Genomic DNA, 14,279 nt, shown 5'->3' on the forward strand with positions numbered 1-14,279 from the left:
GCCGTCAGAAATGTCAGAAAGATGCTCTGGGTAAAGGTTATGAATCAGAGACTGACAAATAAAAAAATACTCAACTACTTCTTGTCAGGTGGACACCGCCCTTTGACTATGGGCGCTCATGTTGCCCATTTCACAAGATTGAATAATTTATTTCTTGGAAATCCCGAATGCGATCGCTAATTCTCAAATTAGGAATATATTCAAAAAACTGGACGTATACGGCAACGCAGTAATTTATACCATTTTTTTGTGAGGGTGCGCCAAATTTTCTTTCTTTTCTTTCTTTCTTTCTTTGTGTCCTTTGCGCCCTTTGCGGTTCGTTTTTCTTTCTTATACTTCAGTCCTAATATGATTTAGCGCATCTTCATATAAAATTGGTATTAGTAGTTAATTTGACAGGTTCCACAGATAATTTACTTAAGTTACCCAAAATCATCAGCACCGTCCCCCACAGTTATAATAGTGTTTCCCATCAGGGAAGCTTCGTTATTAAGGATTTGAAATCGAAAGTTTTACCCTAGTATAATGTCACTGATATAGGGTTAGTAATGGTGATTCCTTGAGAGGAAAGGCATTCTAAGACATTCGGCGTAGCGAGAGTGCGATCCTGGTTGGCGTCACCTTGAAACTTACCTGCACTAACGGTTCCAGTAGACACTATAACCTTATTACCTCCAATTTTAGTTCAAACTTGATTGATTAATCAAGCATATAAGAGTCGAATTGCGGTTTAAATTGAGTTAGTAAATTGAAGTAATCATTTATCAAGTCAGACTACCAATGCTCTCCCAAGATAAACCAAATCCAAAAGATTCACCGCAAGGATCGTGCGAAACACGTCGTCAAAACATTTTGCCCACTGCCCCATTACCGGAATCTATTAGTAAAAATATCGAGACTATCATCGCATTGCACAGACGTTCTGAAAATGACGTACCACAACACCAGCGGGTTGTAGAAACGGTAACTGCCTTTTTTGGTCGTCCTGCATTCCTGTATAGCATTCTGCTTGGGATTATTCTGTGGGTAACACCCAATGTCTTACCACGACGTTTGGGCATACCAAGATTTGATCCTCTTCCATTTCCTTGGTTACAATTTTCACTGACTGCGGGTTCATTATTGGTGACAACTGGGGTATTGATTAAACAAGAGCGACAAGAAAAGTTAGCAGAGCAACGGGCGCAGCTTAGTCTTCAACTTAACCTGCTCTCTGAGCAGAAAATCGCTAAACTCATCGGTTTGCTTGAGGAATTACGCCTGGATATTCCTAATGTCAAAAATCGCTCTGACCCGGAGGCTGAAATGATGAAGTCCCCTACTGATCCGCACGCAATTATAGATGTATTAGAAGAGACTTTAGCATCCGAATTAGCAAGTTTCTCTCAGCAACAAACATCAATTGAAGAATAATTGGACTTTGGACAAAACTTTATCCCTGTTACATAAATCGCAACAATCCAGATTTTGAGTTTTTCTTCAGTAATACTGGGGTTAACTTCATCCATCTGGGGATAGATTATGTACGCTTCGACTAAATTACCGCGCACATCTGCTTTATTTATAAGTGGGTTATTGGGAGGGGTGATTTTCACCAGTTGCGCCTCTTCCCATCAGTCAGGAAATCAGGCTTTACCTCCAATGGCAGCCGATAGTGCGGCAAATCCAGGATCTGCACCTGCTCGTGAAAGCAGTCTTTCCCAAAAGGCGGAAGCTGCACCAATAGAGCGTTCTCGTCCTCAACTCATCAAAAAAGCAGCAATCTCTTTGACTGTCAACTCTGTAGATCGGACTATTGATGCCGTTTCGCAAATTATCAATCAACAGCAAGGGGATTTAATCGGGTTGAAACAACAACAACCCAAAAACGACAACCCGCGTTACACAGCAACAATCCAATTGCGGATACCAGAGAATCGGCTAGAGCCTACCCTAGAACAACTAGCTAAATTAGGCACTGTTAATAGTCGTAATATCACTGCCGAAGATGTAGGCGATCGCCTAGTGGATTTTCAAGCCAGATTAACCAATTTGCAAAAAACTGAAGCTAATTTGCAAAAAATTATGGATCGGGCAGGTTCTGTGAGAGATGTGCTTAGTGTTGCCCAAGAACTGAGTAATGTCCGACAAACAATAGAACAAATTGATGCCCAACTAAAAAGCTTACAAAATCAAGTTGCTTATTCCACCATTACGCTGAACCTAGAAGCAGCAGTTTCTAGCACCAGTCCCCAACCTGCCTTGGGTTTGCAAGTTCAGGAAACTTGGAACAACTCTACCCATTCTTTGAGTGCATTTTCCGTTGGCTTACTCAAACTGGGTATTTGGTTGATTGTTTACAGTCCCTATTTGTTAATTTTTGTTGCTCTTGTCTATGGCTTTAGGCGTTGGCGGCGAACTAATTCACCACGTTTGACACAAACACCAGAGTCAACTAGTTCTGAGTAAACTTGCATAAATTCTATACCTACTTTTGATAAATCTATACAAGCAAAGAGGGATTAAAATATTCCAAACTCCTATTGTCTGTACCTTTCTCTTAAAAAATTTTCTTTATCCTGTAGTCTTGATTACTTTAATACTTTTTTAAATGTAAAGAGCAATACAAAATATGTGATGACAATTTTGATACAAATTTGTTAAGAATAGTTACAATAGTCGTCGTACACGATAATATTTCTTATGGTAAATTCACTTGACAATAGTCCACCCCATCAAGTTGTTATTGTTGGTGGTGGTTTTGGTGGACTTTATGCAGCAAAAACACTCGCCAAGGCAGCAGTAAAGGTTACTCTGATTGATAAACGTAACTTTCATCTATTTCAACCCCTTTTATATCAAGTCGCCACAGGTGCGCTATCTCCCGCTGATATATCCTCACCGTTGCGTTCTGTCCTCAGCAAGAGCAAGAATACGAAAGTACTGCTGGGAGAGGTGAATAATATCGATCCAGAAGCGCAAAAAGTGATTGTGGGCGACGAAGCAATAGCTTACGATACGTTAATTGTCGCTACAGGTGCGAAGCATTCCTACTTTGGCAAAGATAACTGGGAAGAATTCGCCCCAGGCTTGAAAACAGTAGAAGATGCTATAGAAATGCGTAGCCGGATTTTTTCGGCCTTTGAAGCCGCAGAAAAAGAAACCGATCCAGAAAAACGCCGTGCTTGGTTAACTTTTGTAATTGTAGGTGGTGGCCCTACTGGTGTAGAGTTAGCTGGTGCGATCGCAGAATTGGCAAATCAAACTCTCAAAGAAGATTTCCGCAACATCGACACCTCAGAAGCCAAAATTTTGCTATTAGAAGGTTTGGATCGGATTTTGCCGCCTTTTGCACCAGAGTTATCACAAGAAGCGGAAGCATCTTTAACGCGCTTGGGGGTGGTTGTGCAGACAAAAACATTGGTAACAAATATTGAAAATGATGTTGTTACCCTTAAACAAGGCGATGAAGTTAAAGAAATTGGCTCAAAAACGGTATTATGGGCAGCAGGTGTAAAAGCTTCCGCAATGGGAAAAGTGCTAGCAGAACGCACAGATGCTGAGTGCGATCGCGCTGGACGGATTATCGTTGAACCTGACTTAAGTATTAAGGGACATCCCAATATTTTTGTAGTTGGCGACTTAGCAAATTTTTCTCATCAAAATGGTAAACCCCTACCTGGTGTTGCACCTGTAGCGAAGCAAGAAGGTGAATATGTAGCAGCACTAGTCCAAAAGCGGCTTGCAGGTAACAGTTTGCCACCCTTTTCTTATACCGATCATGGTAGTTTGGCAATGATTGGGCACAATTCTGCTGTGGTCGATTTGGGCTTTATCAAGCTGAAAGGTTTCGTTGCATGGTTGTTTTGGCTGTTGATTCACATCTACTTTTTAATTGAATTTAACAACAAATTAGTAGTAATGATTCAGTGGGCATGGAACTATTTCACCCGTAATCGTGGAGCAAGATTGATTACAGGCCAGGAATCAATCACGCAGTTCGGAATTGGCGATCGCAACAGTTACACATCAGCCGATAATAAACAACCAGTAAATGTCTAATTGGGCATTGTTAAGTTAAGAGTTAGGAGTTAGGAGTTAGGAGTTATTTCTTTCCTTGGGGGAAGCTGAAGCTACATCTATTCCAGTGTTTTTCTTCAATTTTGAATTTTGAATTTTGAATTTTGAATTGATTTCTCCCCGCCCTCATAAATTAGCAGTAAGCTATTTGAGGGCGTTTTTCATAATCTACATAATGGCAACTATTAACAACAACTACCTGAAACTGAAAGCGGGTTATCTGTTTCCAGAAATTGCTCGGCGGGTGAATGCCTTTGCAGAAGCCAATCCTGATGCTAAAGTCATTCGGCTAGGCATTGGCGATGTCACAGAACCTCTACCAGAAGCTTGCCGCACAGCGATGATTAAAGCTGTGGAAGAAATGGGTGATCGCAATACCTTCAAAGGCTACGGCCCTGAGCAAGGCTACGCTTGGTTGCGGGAGAAAATTGCTACTCAAGATTTTCAAGCACGGGGAGCCGATATAGATGCCTCGGAAATCTTTATCTCCGATGGTTCCAAGTGCGACACAGGCAACATTCTGGAAATCTTTGGTCATAACAATCTAATTGCCGTTACTGACCCAGTTTACCCCGTGTATGTAGACACTAACGTTATGGTGGGAAATACTGGGGATGCCAACGATAAAGGCGAATTTGAGGGCTTAGTTTATCTGCCAATTACAGCTGATAACAACTTCACCGCCGAGATTCCCTCAAAGAAAGTCGATTTAATTTATCTCTGCTTTCCCAATAACCCCACTGGCGCAACTGCTACCAAGGAATATTTAAAGACATGGGTAGACTATGCCAAAGCTAATAACTCGATTATTTTCTTTGATGCAGCCTACGAAGCCTATATTACCGATCCGTCGATTCCGCACTCAATTTATGAAATTGAAGGTGCAAGAGAAGTTGCGATCGAATTTCGGTCTTTCTCTAAGAACGCAGGTTTTACAGGAACCCGTTGCGCGTTAACTGTAGTACCGAAGACACTCACAGCAAAAGCCGCCGATGGTTCCGATATAGAACTGTGGAAACTCTGGAATCGCCGCCAGTCTACCAAATTCAACGGTGTTTCTTACATCATCCAACGAGGAGCTGAAGCGGTTTACTCCGAAGAAGGACAAGCGCAAATCAAAGGATTGGTGAGTTTCTATCTCGAAAACGCCAAAATTATCCGTGAAAAACTCACAGCCGCCGGATTATCAGTTTATGGTGGCGTGAATGCACCTTACGTTTGGGTAAAAACTCCTAATGGTTTATCCAGTTGGGAATTCTTTGATAAGTTGCTGCAAACTGTCAATGTGGTAGGAACACCCGGTTCTGGCTTTGGTGCTGCGGGTGAAGGTTACTTCCGCATTTCGGCGTTTAACAGTCGGGAGAATGTCGAAGAGGCGATGAAGCGGATTACCGAGAAGTTTAAAGTGTAGAGCGATCGCTTTTGTTAAACTCATTCTATTAGTCTAAAGGTTACGGTGGGCTGTATTATCCACCGCAACCTAATAGATATTGAATTTTCAATTTTGAATTTTCAATTTTGAATTGGAGCGAAGCGACATGACTGCTGCTATCCCCGTTTTCAAAGCTGTTAGCCAGATGCAGTTAGCACCTGGTAGCACGGTGACAATTCCAGATGTTAGCTGGCAAGAATTTGAATCTATTTTACAAGAATTGGGAGACAAAAGAACTACACGAATTGCCTACAGCCAGGGTGCTTTAGAAATTATGGCTCCTTTACCAGAACATGAAATTCCCAAAGATTTAATTTCTGATATCGTCAAAATATTGCTGAAGGCTAAAGATATCAGATATCAACCTTTTGGTTCCACCACCTTTAAACGGCAAGGCGTAGCAGGAGTTGAACCTGACGCTTGCTTTTATATTCAAAATTATCAACAGATGATTGGTCATCGCCGCTTACAACCTGATGATCCGCCCCCAGATTTAGCGATTGAAACTGATATCACATCAAAAACTACCCTTGATGCTTATGAAGCCATTGGAGTTCCAGAACTATGGGTTTACGATAGCGGGAGTCTTTCTATTTATTTGCTAAAAGAGGGTAAATATATAAAATCTAACACCAGTCCTAATTTTGAAGATATAGCTATTACTCAAATTATTCCTGCTGCTGTGGAGCGTAGTTGGCAAGTAGGAAGTTTTCAAGCTTCGAAAGAATTGGAAGCGATGATTTAGTAAATAAAAATAATTGATGTCATCTCAAGGATAAGCATTATCGAATAAATTTATTTAGCTCCTCAACTAAAAGATGTACTGTTGTTGAAGGATTATCATTTACTGGATTAGAAGGGTTATATTGCTTGAGAAGACTTTTAGCGTGTTTGATGGCAGTAGATTGCCGATTTTCTATTTCGTCATAGATTGTCACACTATTTTTTTTATATTTGTGTCCAAGCAATTTCTCTTTCTCTAACTTATCGATGTAATCTTTGCGAGGAAGTCCAGTATTTAAAAATTCAAAATGCAATACATACCATAATTCAAAAGCTTCATTAGAGTAAGCAACTTTAAACCCTTCTCTTTCAGCATTCGCAATAGCGTTATTAAAATCTTCCTTAGGCCAATCATCCCTATCGAATACACACCAAATTTGATCGTAATCTCCTTGAGCTTTTAATTCTTTAGCCTCTTGTACTAGTTTACTTGGGTTGTATCCAAATCCTCTAATATCAATTTGCTTGATAGTCGTGGAAACACGAAAGCTCATGAAGTAATTTGGTTCGGTTTTTTCACCTTCACATATAATTAAAAATATTTGCCTAAGCTCTCTTGTGGCAACTTTTCTATCGGCATAGCCACGGTTTCTAGGCATTAGGCTCACCAAGAAGTTGACTTAAGTCACCAATAAATGGAATAGCACCATATCTGCCTTTGATATAGTCACTTTCAAAAGAGGCATCATTCCGTATTTTATATTCAACTAATGAATATAAATCTGTAGCACCATATTTATTTTTCTCAGTAAACCAAATCTGATCTCTGCGAAAGATTTTATTACTGAGCAAATTGGTGTCATCAGTCATAAATATTAGTTGTGCATTATTATAATTTGTCTTTCTGGAGTTAAATAATTTAACAATTGCTTTACTGATTAGCGGATGAAGTCTCGCATCCAATTCATCAAATATCAGAACTTTGCCATATTTAAGAGTATCTACCAAAAGTCCAGCAATAGAAATTATTTTTTTAGTTCCTTCCGACTCTTGATTTTCTAGATCAAAGAATTTTGTAGAAACATAATTACCTTTTTTATCAAATTTTTGATGCCCTGTCTTAATTGAACTTTCTGTTTTGAAATGATAAGAACTTTGTTCTATAGGGATAATTTCTGCTTGCTTTATTCTTATTTGTTTGATACCTAAATCTAGCTGTTTTATTAATTGAATAATTTCTGACCTATTATCATTATTTTTGGCTAAATAACTTACTGTATGAATCAAATGAACTTGATCATTTAAACCTGAAACTATATTTACTTTTTTTGTTAGCCAATCTAGTATTCTCTCAGCTATTTCAACATTAAATTGAGCAGCTACTGATAGAAAAAGCGCATTACTCCTAGTTTTTGGGTAAATACCCTCAGCCTTAAACTTTTTAGATAGATATTTGAGCTTACGTGAATTTCCCTCAGAAACTCGCTCAAAAAGAGCAGTTTTATTTGTTTTAGGAACATAAGATAGCCACTCAGAAATAATCCTTTTTTGATTAGCTTCAAACCCATATCTATATTTTTTACCATTTAATAGAAACACAATTTCAAAAAAAGATGGTTGTACTTCAGTTTCTGTACTTAGCTCAAACGGCTCAACTCCTATTTTTTCTGTACTTTGAGTATCTTTAGAGGAATTAATCATAAACCACTTCATAAAGCTCAAAGCTTTCGCAAGATTACTTTTGCCACTGGCATTAGCACCATAAATTGCAGCACTTTTGAGTAATTTTAGATCATCATCTACCGCAAAAACGTTGTTGTCATCAAGTTCCTTTTCTTTAGCAACAATATTAGCAGTTACCATACTAAAGGTGACTTTATCCTTAAAGGATCGGTAATTGCCAATACTAAACTCTATGAGCATAGTAACTTTTCATCCTAAACACCATATTTGTGAAATGATCGCAAATATATAAGTTAAGCATAGCGGTTATCGCTCATGCATGACTAGTCTGACAATTGCGATACCTACGGCGGGAAAATACACACTTTTCCAATTATCCATTAATTACATCAATAAATTATTCCTGAGAATTACTTCCTCTTTCTTCGTTATCATTGGGTAAATCAATTTTTCCTCGTCCATAATTAGCCAAAGTCACCCCTTCTTCTAAATATACAGCAGAGTATTTACTCAACCCAATACGCTGTGCAGAATAAATTCCTGAATGACCTGAAAATAAATAGCTCACTATACAGCCAATACCAATAAATACCCCCGCTTCCAGACCAAATAGTTCAATTCCCATTAAGGTGGATGCCAAAGGTGTATTTGCTGCACCCGCAAACACACCCACAAATCCCATTCCTGCTAAGAGTGGTGCAGGTAATGCTAAAAGCAACGATAAAGCATTACCTAAAGTTGCACCAATAAAAAACAAAGGTGTCACTTCTCCTCCTTTAAAACCTGCTCCTAAAGTTAAAGCAGTCAGACCTAATTTTGCTGCAAAATCCCAAGGAGGTAGCTGATTGTAGAAAGAATCAACGATAGTTGGAATACCAAGCCCAATATATTTAGTTGTACCACTCAACCCGACAATTGCTGCTATTATTGCACCGCCGATAAAAGGACGCAGTGGAGGATAAGATATTTTTGCTTTAAAGAAGTGGCTAATTTGGTGAGTTACTTTAGCAAAGAATCTCGCTACAATTCCAAAAATTGCACCTGCAATAATGGCAGAAATCAATCCCCAAATTGTGAGCGTTGGTATAGAGGGAGCGTGTCGGTATGGTGTATGTTGTAAACCAAATAGTAAGGTTACTTGATTTCCAACGATCGCAGCAATTAAAGAAGGAAAAAGAGCATCGTAATGAATTTTACCAATCGCTAAAACTTCTAGACCAAATACAGTTCCAGCTAAGGGAGTACCGAAAACTGAAGCAAATCCTCCACTGATACCTGCTGTTAACAAAATTCGTCGATTAGCCCCTTGAAAATGCAATATTTTAGTTAACTGGTCTGCTAGAGAAGCACCCATTTGTAATGCTGTACCTTCACGACCGACTGAACCACCAAAAAAATGGGTAAGGTCTGTTCCTAGTAAAACAAGAGGAGCCATACGGAAGGGAATAATATTTTTAGGATTATGAATTTCTTCGAGTAAAAGGTTATTTCCAGCTTCTACAGTCCGACCAAATTGATGATAAATCCAGCCACTTAAGAAGCCACCAAGAGGAAGCAAGGCGATAATCCAGCGATGCGATTCTCGCCAATCAGTTGCCCATTCCAATGATCCTAAAAGAGCCGCAGAAGCAGTTCCAGCAAGAATGCCAACTACAAAAGAAATAGGCAACCACTTGATTAGATGAGGTAAGGCAATAAATGGTTCAAACTGACGAAAGTGTTTCATACCATGACTCTTTGAGGTGCGATTTGTAGACAGATACTTTCTACAGGAGAGTCAGGTAATGCATTTAGCCAAGCCCTACTCTCCCGCAGTTAGCAAGGAAAGTAGGAGCCATCAGCCTTCCAGAAGAGAGTTTATCGCGCCAGAAAGGCGGTTTTGGCGAGCTCCATCGCCGTTAATGATTTAATTAATAATACCATTTTTGCTGTGGGTCAATATCTTTGGTATTCTACGATATAGATAAATAATCTGTATCATTGGCGGTATTATATGCTGCCATCATCAAAAAATAATTATCAGCCTGTTAAAGATTCTCAGACAAAACTAGATCGGTTTTTAGTTTGTGGGCTAGGAAGTTTGGGTCAGCATTGTGTTGCAGTCCTAAAAGAGTATGGTGCTATTGTCAATGCTATCGATCAAGAACAACCTCAAAATTTGCAGGTATCAAATTTATCAAGTTTATTAGAACAGTTATTAATCGGAGATTGCCGTCAGTCTAGTGTTTTAGAACAGGCAAATATTTCTCAATGCCGAACTGTACTTTTAGTCACTGGTAATGAGCGGGTAAATATAGAAGCTGCCTTTGCTGCAAGGCTTTTAAATCCTCAAGTTCGCCTGGTTGTACGTTCTGACAAACAAAATCTCAATGAACTTTTAAGTCAAACTCTTGGTAATTTTATTGCCTTTGAGCCAAATCAAATTTCTGCTTCTGGCTTTGCTGTTGCAGCCCTTGGAGATGATAATCTTGGATATTTCCAACTAGAGGAACGCCAATTTCGGGTAGTAAAGCGTCAGATTAAAATGAGTGATAACTGGAGCAATAAATGGCGTATACATGAACTAAATACTTTATATCGTCGGGTATTAAATCACGCTAATGATTCATCTCCCTTACCTAAAGAGTTTCATCAGTGGGAACCAGAAGCGACATTACACCCAGGTGATACGATTATTTATATCGAAGTTACAGAGCAGCTTAAAAGTTTGAAACAACTTGCTACTGTGCGTAAGTACAACTGGCAGCAGTTATGGCAAGAAATTGTATTAGGCAGAGCTTGGAATAATTTCAAACAGAAAATAGCATATCTCTTGCGAAGATTCTATCGTTATCAGAGTTTGCGGGTGGCAATTATCTGTGGAATTACAGTACTTTTTCTTTGGTGTTTTGGAACAATTATTTATATCTTAAATTATCCTGGAAGTAACATAATAGAAGCATTTTATGCTACTGTTGTCTTGCTTTTGGGAGGATACGGAGATATATTTGGCGGTGTGAATTTTAAAACCCCACCAGAGCCAGCGCAAAATATGCCAGGGTGGTTGCGATTGTTTAGCCTCGCACTAACTTTAACGGGTATCGGTTTTGTTGGGGTTTTATATGCATTGCTAACTGATGCTTTGTTAAGTTCAAGGTTTAAGTTCTTCAATAGTTTTCAGCCATCAATCCCTGAAAAAGACCATGTTGTACTTATTGGATTAAATCGAGTTGGTCAGCGAGTCGCAACTTTGTTACAAGAATTCAAGCAACCTTTGGTAGGTATTAGCAGCACAGCACTAAACGCCGATTTTTTCAACAAAATACCACTGATTATTGATAATATTGCTGATGCTCTAGTCAAGGTAAATCTCGCTAATAGTAAAAGTGTCGTTGTTGTTACGGACGATGACATGGAAAATTTGGAAATAGCTTTGATGGCATACGCTCAGAGTCCTACAACTCGTGTGATTATTCGGACTTACGACCAATACTTTCGTGATAACGTAGCACGGTTGTTTCCTTATGCTCAAGTTATTTGCACATCTGCTATTTCAGCAGAAGTGTTTGCTGCTGCGGCTTTTGGAGAAAATATTCTCAGCTTGTTTAACTTCGATACTCAAGCTATTTTGGTAGTAGAGTATATGATTGAGGCTGGAGATACACTGAATGGATTACTATTGGCTGAGGTTGCTTATGGTTATGGAGTTGTACCAATTTTATATCAAAGCCTCAAGCGATCGCCTGTTAAGTTAATGCCTGGCGATCATACACAACTTACTATTGGTGATCGCCTGATTGTTTTGGCAAATAGCAATAGCCTCCAGCGGATTGAGCGAGGTGAAATGTTTCCTCGAACTTGGCAAGTACAGGTGGAGAAAGTTTTAGCCCAAGATGCTATTTTTGATGGTGCAAATGAAATAAGTATAATATCAGGATGTAGCATCGGTACAGCTAGAGATTTGATGCATAATTTGCCTGGACTGTTACCAGTAACATTATATAAACAACAAGCTTTGTTACTGGTGCGAAGGCTTAGTAAATTAAGAGTTACAGCCCGATTGAAATCATTTTTTGAGGATACAGATTAAAATAATTCGTAATTCAGTTTTGTAACGGAGATAAGAAAGAAATGCTTAACTGAACTGTATTCCCTTATATTGGCGAATATTTTTTCCTATTAATTACTAGCAATAAAACAGCAGCGATGTCTACGACGAGCTTCGCTTACGCAAACAAGCTTCCAGTTATAAATGTTGCCTCTGCTCCCAATGTTTGCCACAACCCACCAGCTAACAAACTAGCAGATAAAAGCGCTAATCCCACAGCCAAGTTGAGGAATCCAAAAGCAGTGCCAGTTCAGATTCATAACTTTTCTCAATGCAACAGATGTTTCATAAACCAACCTAGCAACAAATTAAATCAAATACAACACTTGTTACAATACCTCTATGGATAGAAAATCTTGGAATCTATTGGTGTATAAAGTACCCGCACAACCTTCGACACAGCGGGTGTATGTGTGGCGTAAACTCAAGGGATTGGGCGCACTTTATCTACAGCAGTCGGTGTGCTTGCTACCACAGCGAGAAGACTTGCAGAGCCATTTAAAAGAATTGAAAGCAGACATTACAGCAGGTGGCGGTGAAGCAGATTTATTCACCATTTGCATTGATGAACCTGAGCAAAATGTTATGTTGGTAGAGCGTTTCCAACAGCAGGCAGACCAAGAATATCAAGAGTTTTTGGGGCAATGTCGAGATTTCCATAGCGAATTGAGCGAGGAACAGAAAATAAGTAATCTCACTTTTGCAGAACTGGAAGAGAATGAAGTGGAACTAACGAAACTGCGTTCTTGGTTGCCGAAAATCCGCGATCGCGATTTGTTTGATGCCCAAAAATACTCACAAGCCAGTGAAGCTTTGAAGGCGTGCGAATTAGATTTTCAGCTATTTTCCCAACAGATATATCAAGCACAAGGAATAGACTCAGAACCTTCATAAGTAAATGGATCTTAACTAATGGTGTAGGCATAACCCAATCTAAGCATTACCCTTGTAATTTCAGCCTAGATAAACAATTTATTCCTATAGATAGATGCGTTTTTAGTATCTATAAGTATTAATTCTATTACTAAATTAGTATTACTAAAACTTAAGTAGGAAAACCGTACTTATCTGATAGGTTTTCTGTACCATATATCTAAGTTTAGCTGGATAAAATCAAAATGTAGCTGAAGTAATGCTGTTTTCTAAAAAATTTATACAGCATTAGCAGGAGAGCAAAAATATGACAAATCAATTGAAAACGGCTGCTTTGCTAGCTGCACTAAGTGGTCTTTTGATTGCAATTAGTTACTGGGTAATTGGTGGTTATAGTGGCTTGATTATCGGGATTGGCTTGGCAGCAGCAACCAACCTGTTTTCCTGGTATCAATCAGATAAAATTGCCCTAGCAGTATACCAGGCGCAACCTGTGAGTGCAAGCGAAGCACCAGGACTTTATCGGATGGTGCAGAGATTGAGCGATCGCGCTAACATTCCCATGCCTAAAGTTTATATCGTTCCAAGCCAAGGTGCTAACGCCTTCGCTACAGGGCGCGATCCAGAACACGCTGCTGTGGCTGTCACTGAAGGTATTCTAAATATATTGCCAGATGATGAACTCGAAGGTGTTATCGCCCACGAGCTAACCCATATTATTAATCGTGACACTCTCACCCAAGCTGTTGCTGCTACTGTGGCTGGTGCGATCTCATTCCTAGCCCAAATGGTTAGTTACAGCCTATGGTTTGGCGGTGGTTCACGAGATGATAACAGAGGTGGAAATCCAATAGGAGTTTTATTAACAGTCATGCTTGCGCCTGTGGCTGCGACAATCATTCAGCTAGTAATTTCGCGCACACGAGAATTTTCCGCTGATGCAGGTTCTGCTAGATTAACTGGTAATCCCCGCGCCTTAGCTAGAGCATTGCAACGCTTAGAAGCTTCAGCAAAGCAGATGCCTTTAAATGCCAATCCAGCTTATGAGCCGTTATTAATTATCAATTCCATCTCTGGACAGTTTCTGGGTAACTTATTCTCCAGTCATCCGGCGACAGAAATGCGAGTTGCTGCATTACTAAAATTAGAGCAACAACTGCCAACAAAAACTTATTAATTTGTCACTAGTCATTAGTTATTTGTCCTTTGTGAAATAAACAAATGACTAATGACTATTAAGATAGGGTGCAATTATTATTGGAGAATAAACTTTGCAATTAAGGATGTTTTAAGTATGACTTCTAACAATATCGAATCTACTGAATCCATAGTAATTGTAAAAATAAGTTCTGAAACCGACAAATTAGTAGACCTCTTGCAAAATTATTTTATGGTAAGATGATGGATTTTGCCGTGTGAATC

The 14,279-nt window shown here is 39.2% G+C and carries 13 protein-coding genes and 1 riboswitch; of the genes, 9 read left to right on the plus strand and 4 right to left on the minus strand.

Annotated elements, in window-relative coordinates; translation table 11 throughout:
* Positions 1-39: 39 nt before the first annotated feature.
* Positions 40-180 carry a hypothetical protein gene (locus tag HWQ40_RS31680; protein ID WP_292785864.1) on the plus strand — a complete coding sequence of 47 codons (141 nt, stop codon included), beginning with the start codon at positions 40-42 and terminating at the stop codon, positions 178-180.
* A 337-nt stretch (positions 181-517) separates the two neighbouring features.
* Here HWQ40_RS31680 and HWQ40_RS31685 read toward each other — a convergent pair whose 3' ends face one another.
* Positions 518-658, minus strand: coding sequence for a hypothetical protein (locus HWQ40_RS31685; protein ID WP_292785866.1), 141 nt, complete (start codon positions 656-658; stop codon positions 518-520).
* Positions 659-780: 122 nt separating this feature from the next.
* Here HWQ40_RS31685 and HWQ40_RS31690 point away from each other — a divergent pair, with 122 nt between their 5' ends.
* The 5 genes from HWQ40_RS31690 (at position 781) to HWQ40_RS31710 (ending at position 6,236) form a co-directional block, all read left to right on the plus strand.
* A complete protein-coding gene (locus HWQ40_RS31690; protein ID WP_292785868.1) occupies positions 781-1,413 on the plus strand; it encodes a DUF1003 domain-containing protein in 633 nt (210 codons plus the stop codon).
* Positions 1,414-1,521: 108 nt separating this feature from the next.
* The gene (locus tag HWQ40_RS31695; protein WP_292785869.1) at positions 1,522-2,448 is read left to right on the plus strand and encodes a DUF4349 domain-containing protein; all 927 of its coding nucleotides are present in this window, start codon (positions 1,522-1,524) and stop codon (positions 2,446-2,448) included.
* Between the two features lie 234 nt (positions 2,449-2,682).
* Positions 2,683-4,041 (plus strand): NAD(P)/FAD-dependent oxidoreductase, encoded by a 1,359-nt coding sequence (locus HWQ40_RS31700; RefSeq protein ID WP_292785871.1) that lies wholly within the window; start codon positions 2,683-2,685, stop codon positions 4,039-4,041.
* Between the two features lie 193 nt (positions 4,042-4,234).
* Positions 4,235-5,470, plus strand: coding sequence for an LL-diaminopimelate aminotransferase (locus HWQ40_RS31705; protein ID WP_292785873.1), 1,236 nt, complete (start codon positions 4,235-4,237; stop codon positions 5,468-5,470).
* Positions 5,471-5,597: 127 nt separating this feature from the next.
* Positions 5,598-6,236 carry a Uma2 family endonuclease gene (locus HWQ40_RS31710; protein ID WP_292785875.1) on the plus strand — a complete coding sequence of 213 codons (639 nt, stop codon included), beginning with the start codon at positions 5,598-5,600 and terminating at the stop codon, positions 6,234-6,236.
* Between the two features lie 37 nt (positions 6,237-6,273).
* On the opposite strand, the gene HWQ40_RS31715 is transcribed toward HWQ40_RS31710, so the two are convergent.
* The 3 genes from HWQ40_RS31715 to HWQ40_RS31725 all read right to left on the minus strand — a co-directional run bounded on the left by HWQ40_RS31715 (position 6,274) and on the right by HWQ40_RS31725 (position 9,623).
* Positions 6,274-6,873, minus strand: coding sequence for an RloB family protein (locus HWQ40_RS31715; protein WP_292785877.1), 600 nt, complete (start codon positions 6,871-6,873; stop codon positions 6,274-6,276).
* Positions 6,866-8,077, minus strand: coding sequence for an ATP/GTP-binding protein (locus HWQ40_RS31720; RefSeq protein WP_292785878.1), 1,212 nt, complete (start codon positions 8,075-8,077; stop codon positions 6,866-6,868). The genes HWQ40_RS31715 and HWQ40_RS31720 overlap by 8 nt, the downstream gene beginning before the upstream one ends.
* A 217-nt stretch (positions 8,078-8,294) precedes the next feature.
* Positions 8,295-9,623, minus strand: coding sequence for a voltage-gated chloride channel family protein (locus tag HWQ40_RS31725; protein ID WP_292785879.1), 1,329 nt, complete (start codon positions 9,621-9,623; stop codon positions 8,295-8,297).
* Positions 9,624-9,718: 95 nt separating this feature from the next.
* Positions 9,719-9,803, minus strand: a riboswitch (Fluoride riboswitch).
* An 87-nt stretch (positions 9,804-9,890) separates the two neighbouring features.
* Here HWQ40_RS31725 and HWQ40_RS31730 point away from each other — a divergent pair.
* The 3 genes from HWQ40_RS31730 (at position 9,891) to HWQ40_RS31740 (ending at position 14,034) form a co-directional block, all read left to right on the plus strand.
* Positions 9,891-11,966 carry a TrkA family potassium uptake protein gene (locus HWQ40_RS31730; protein ID WP_292785880.1) on the plus strand — a complete coding sequence of 692 codons (2,076 nt, stop codon included), beginning with the start codon at positions 9,891-9,893 and terminating at the stop codon, positions 11,964-11,966.
* A gap of 360 nt (positions 11,967-12,326) precedes the next feature.
* Entirely contained in the window at positions 12,327-12,878 is a 552-nt protein-coding gene (locus HWQ40_RS31735) for a Chromate resistance protein ChrB (protein WP_292785881.1), read from the plus strand.
* A 286-nt stretch (positions 12,879-13,164) separates the two neighbouring features.
* Positions 13,165-14,034 (plus strand): zinc metalloprotease HtpX, encoded by an 870-nt coding sequence (locus tag HWQ40_RS31740; protein ID WP_292785883.1) that lies wholly within the window; start codon positions 13,165-13,167, stop codon positions 14,032-14,034.
* Positions 14,035-14,279 lie beyond the last annotated feature (245 nt).

This window comes from Nostoc sp. NMS9 (assembly GCF_017114995.1).
Lineage (GTDB): Bacteria > Cyanobacteriota > Cyanobacteriia > Cyanobacteriales > Nostocaceae > Nostoc.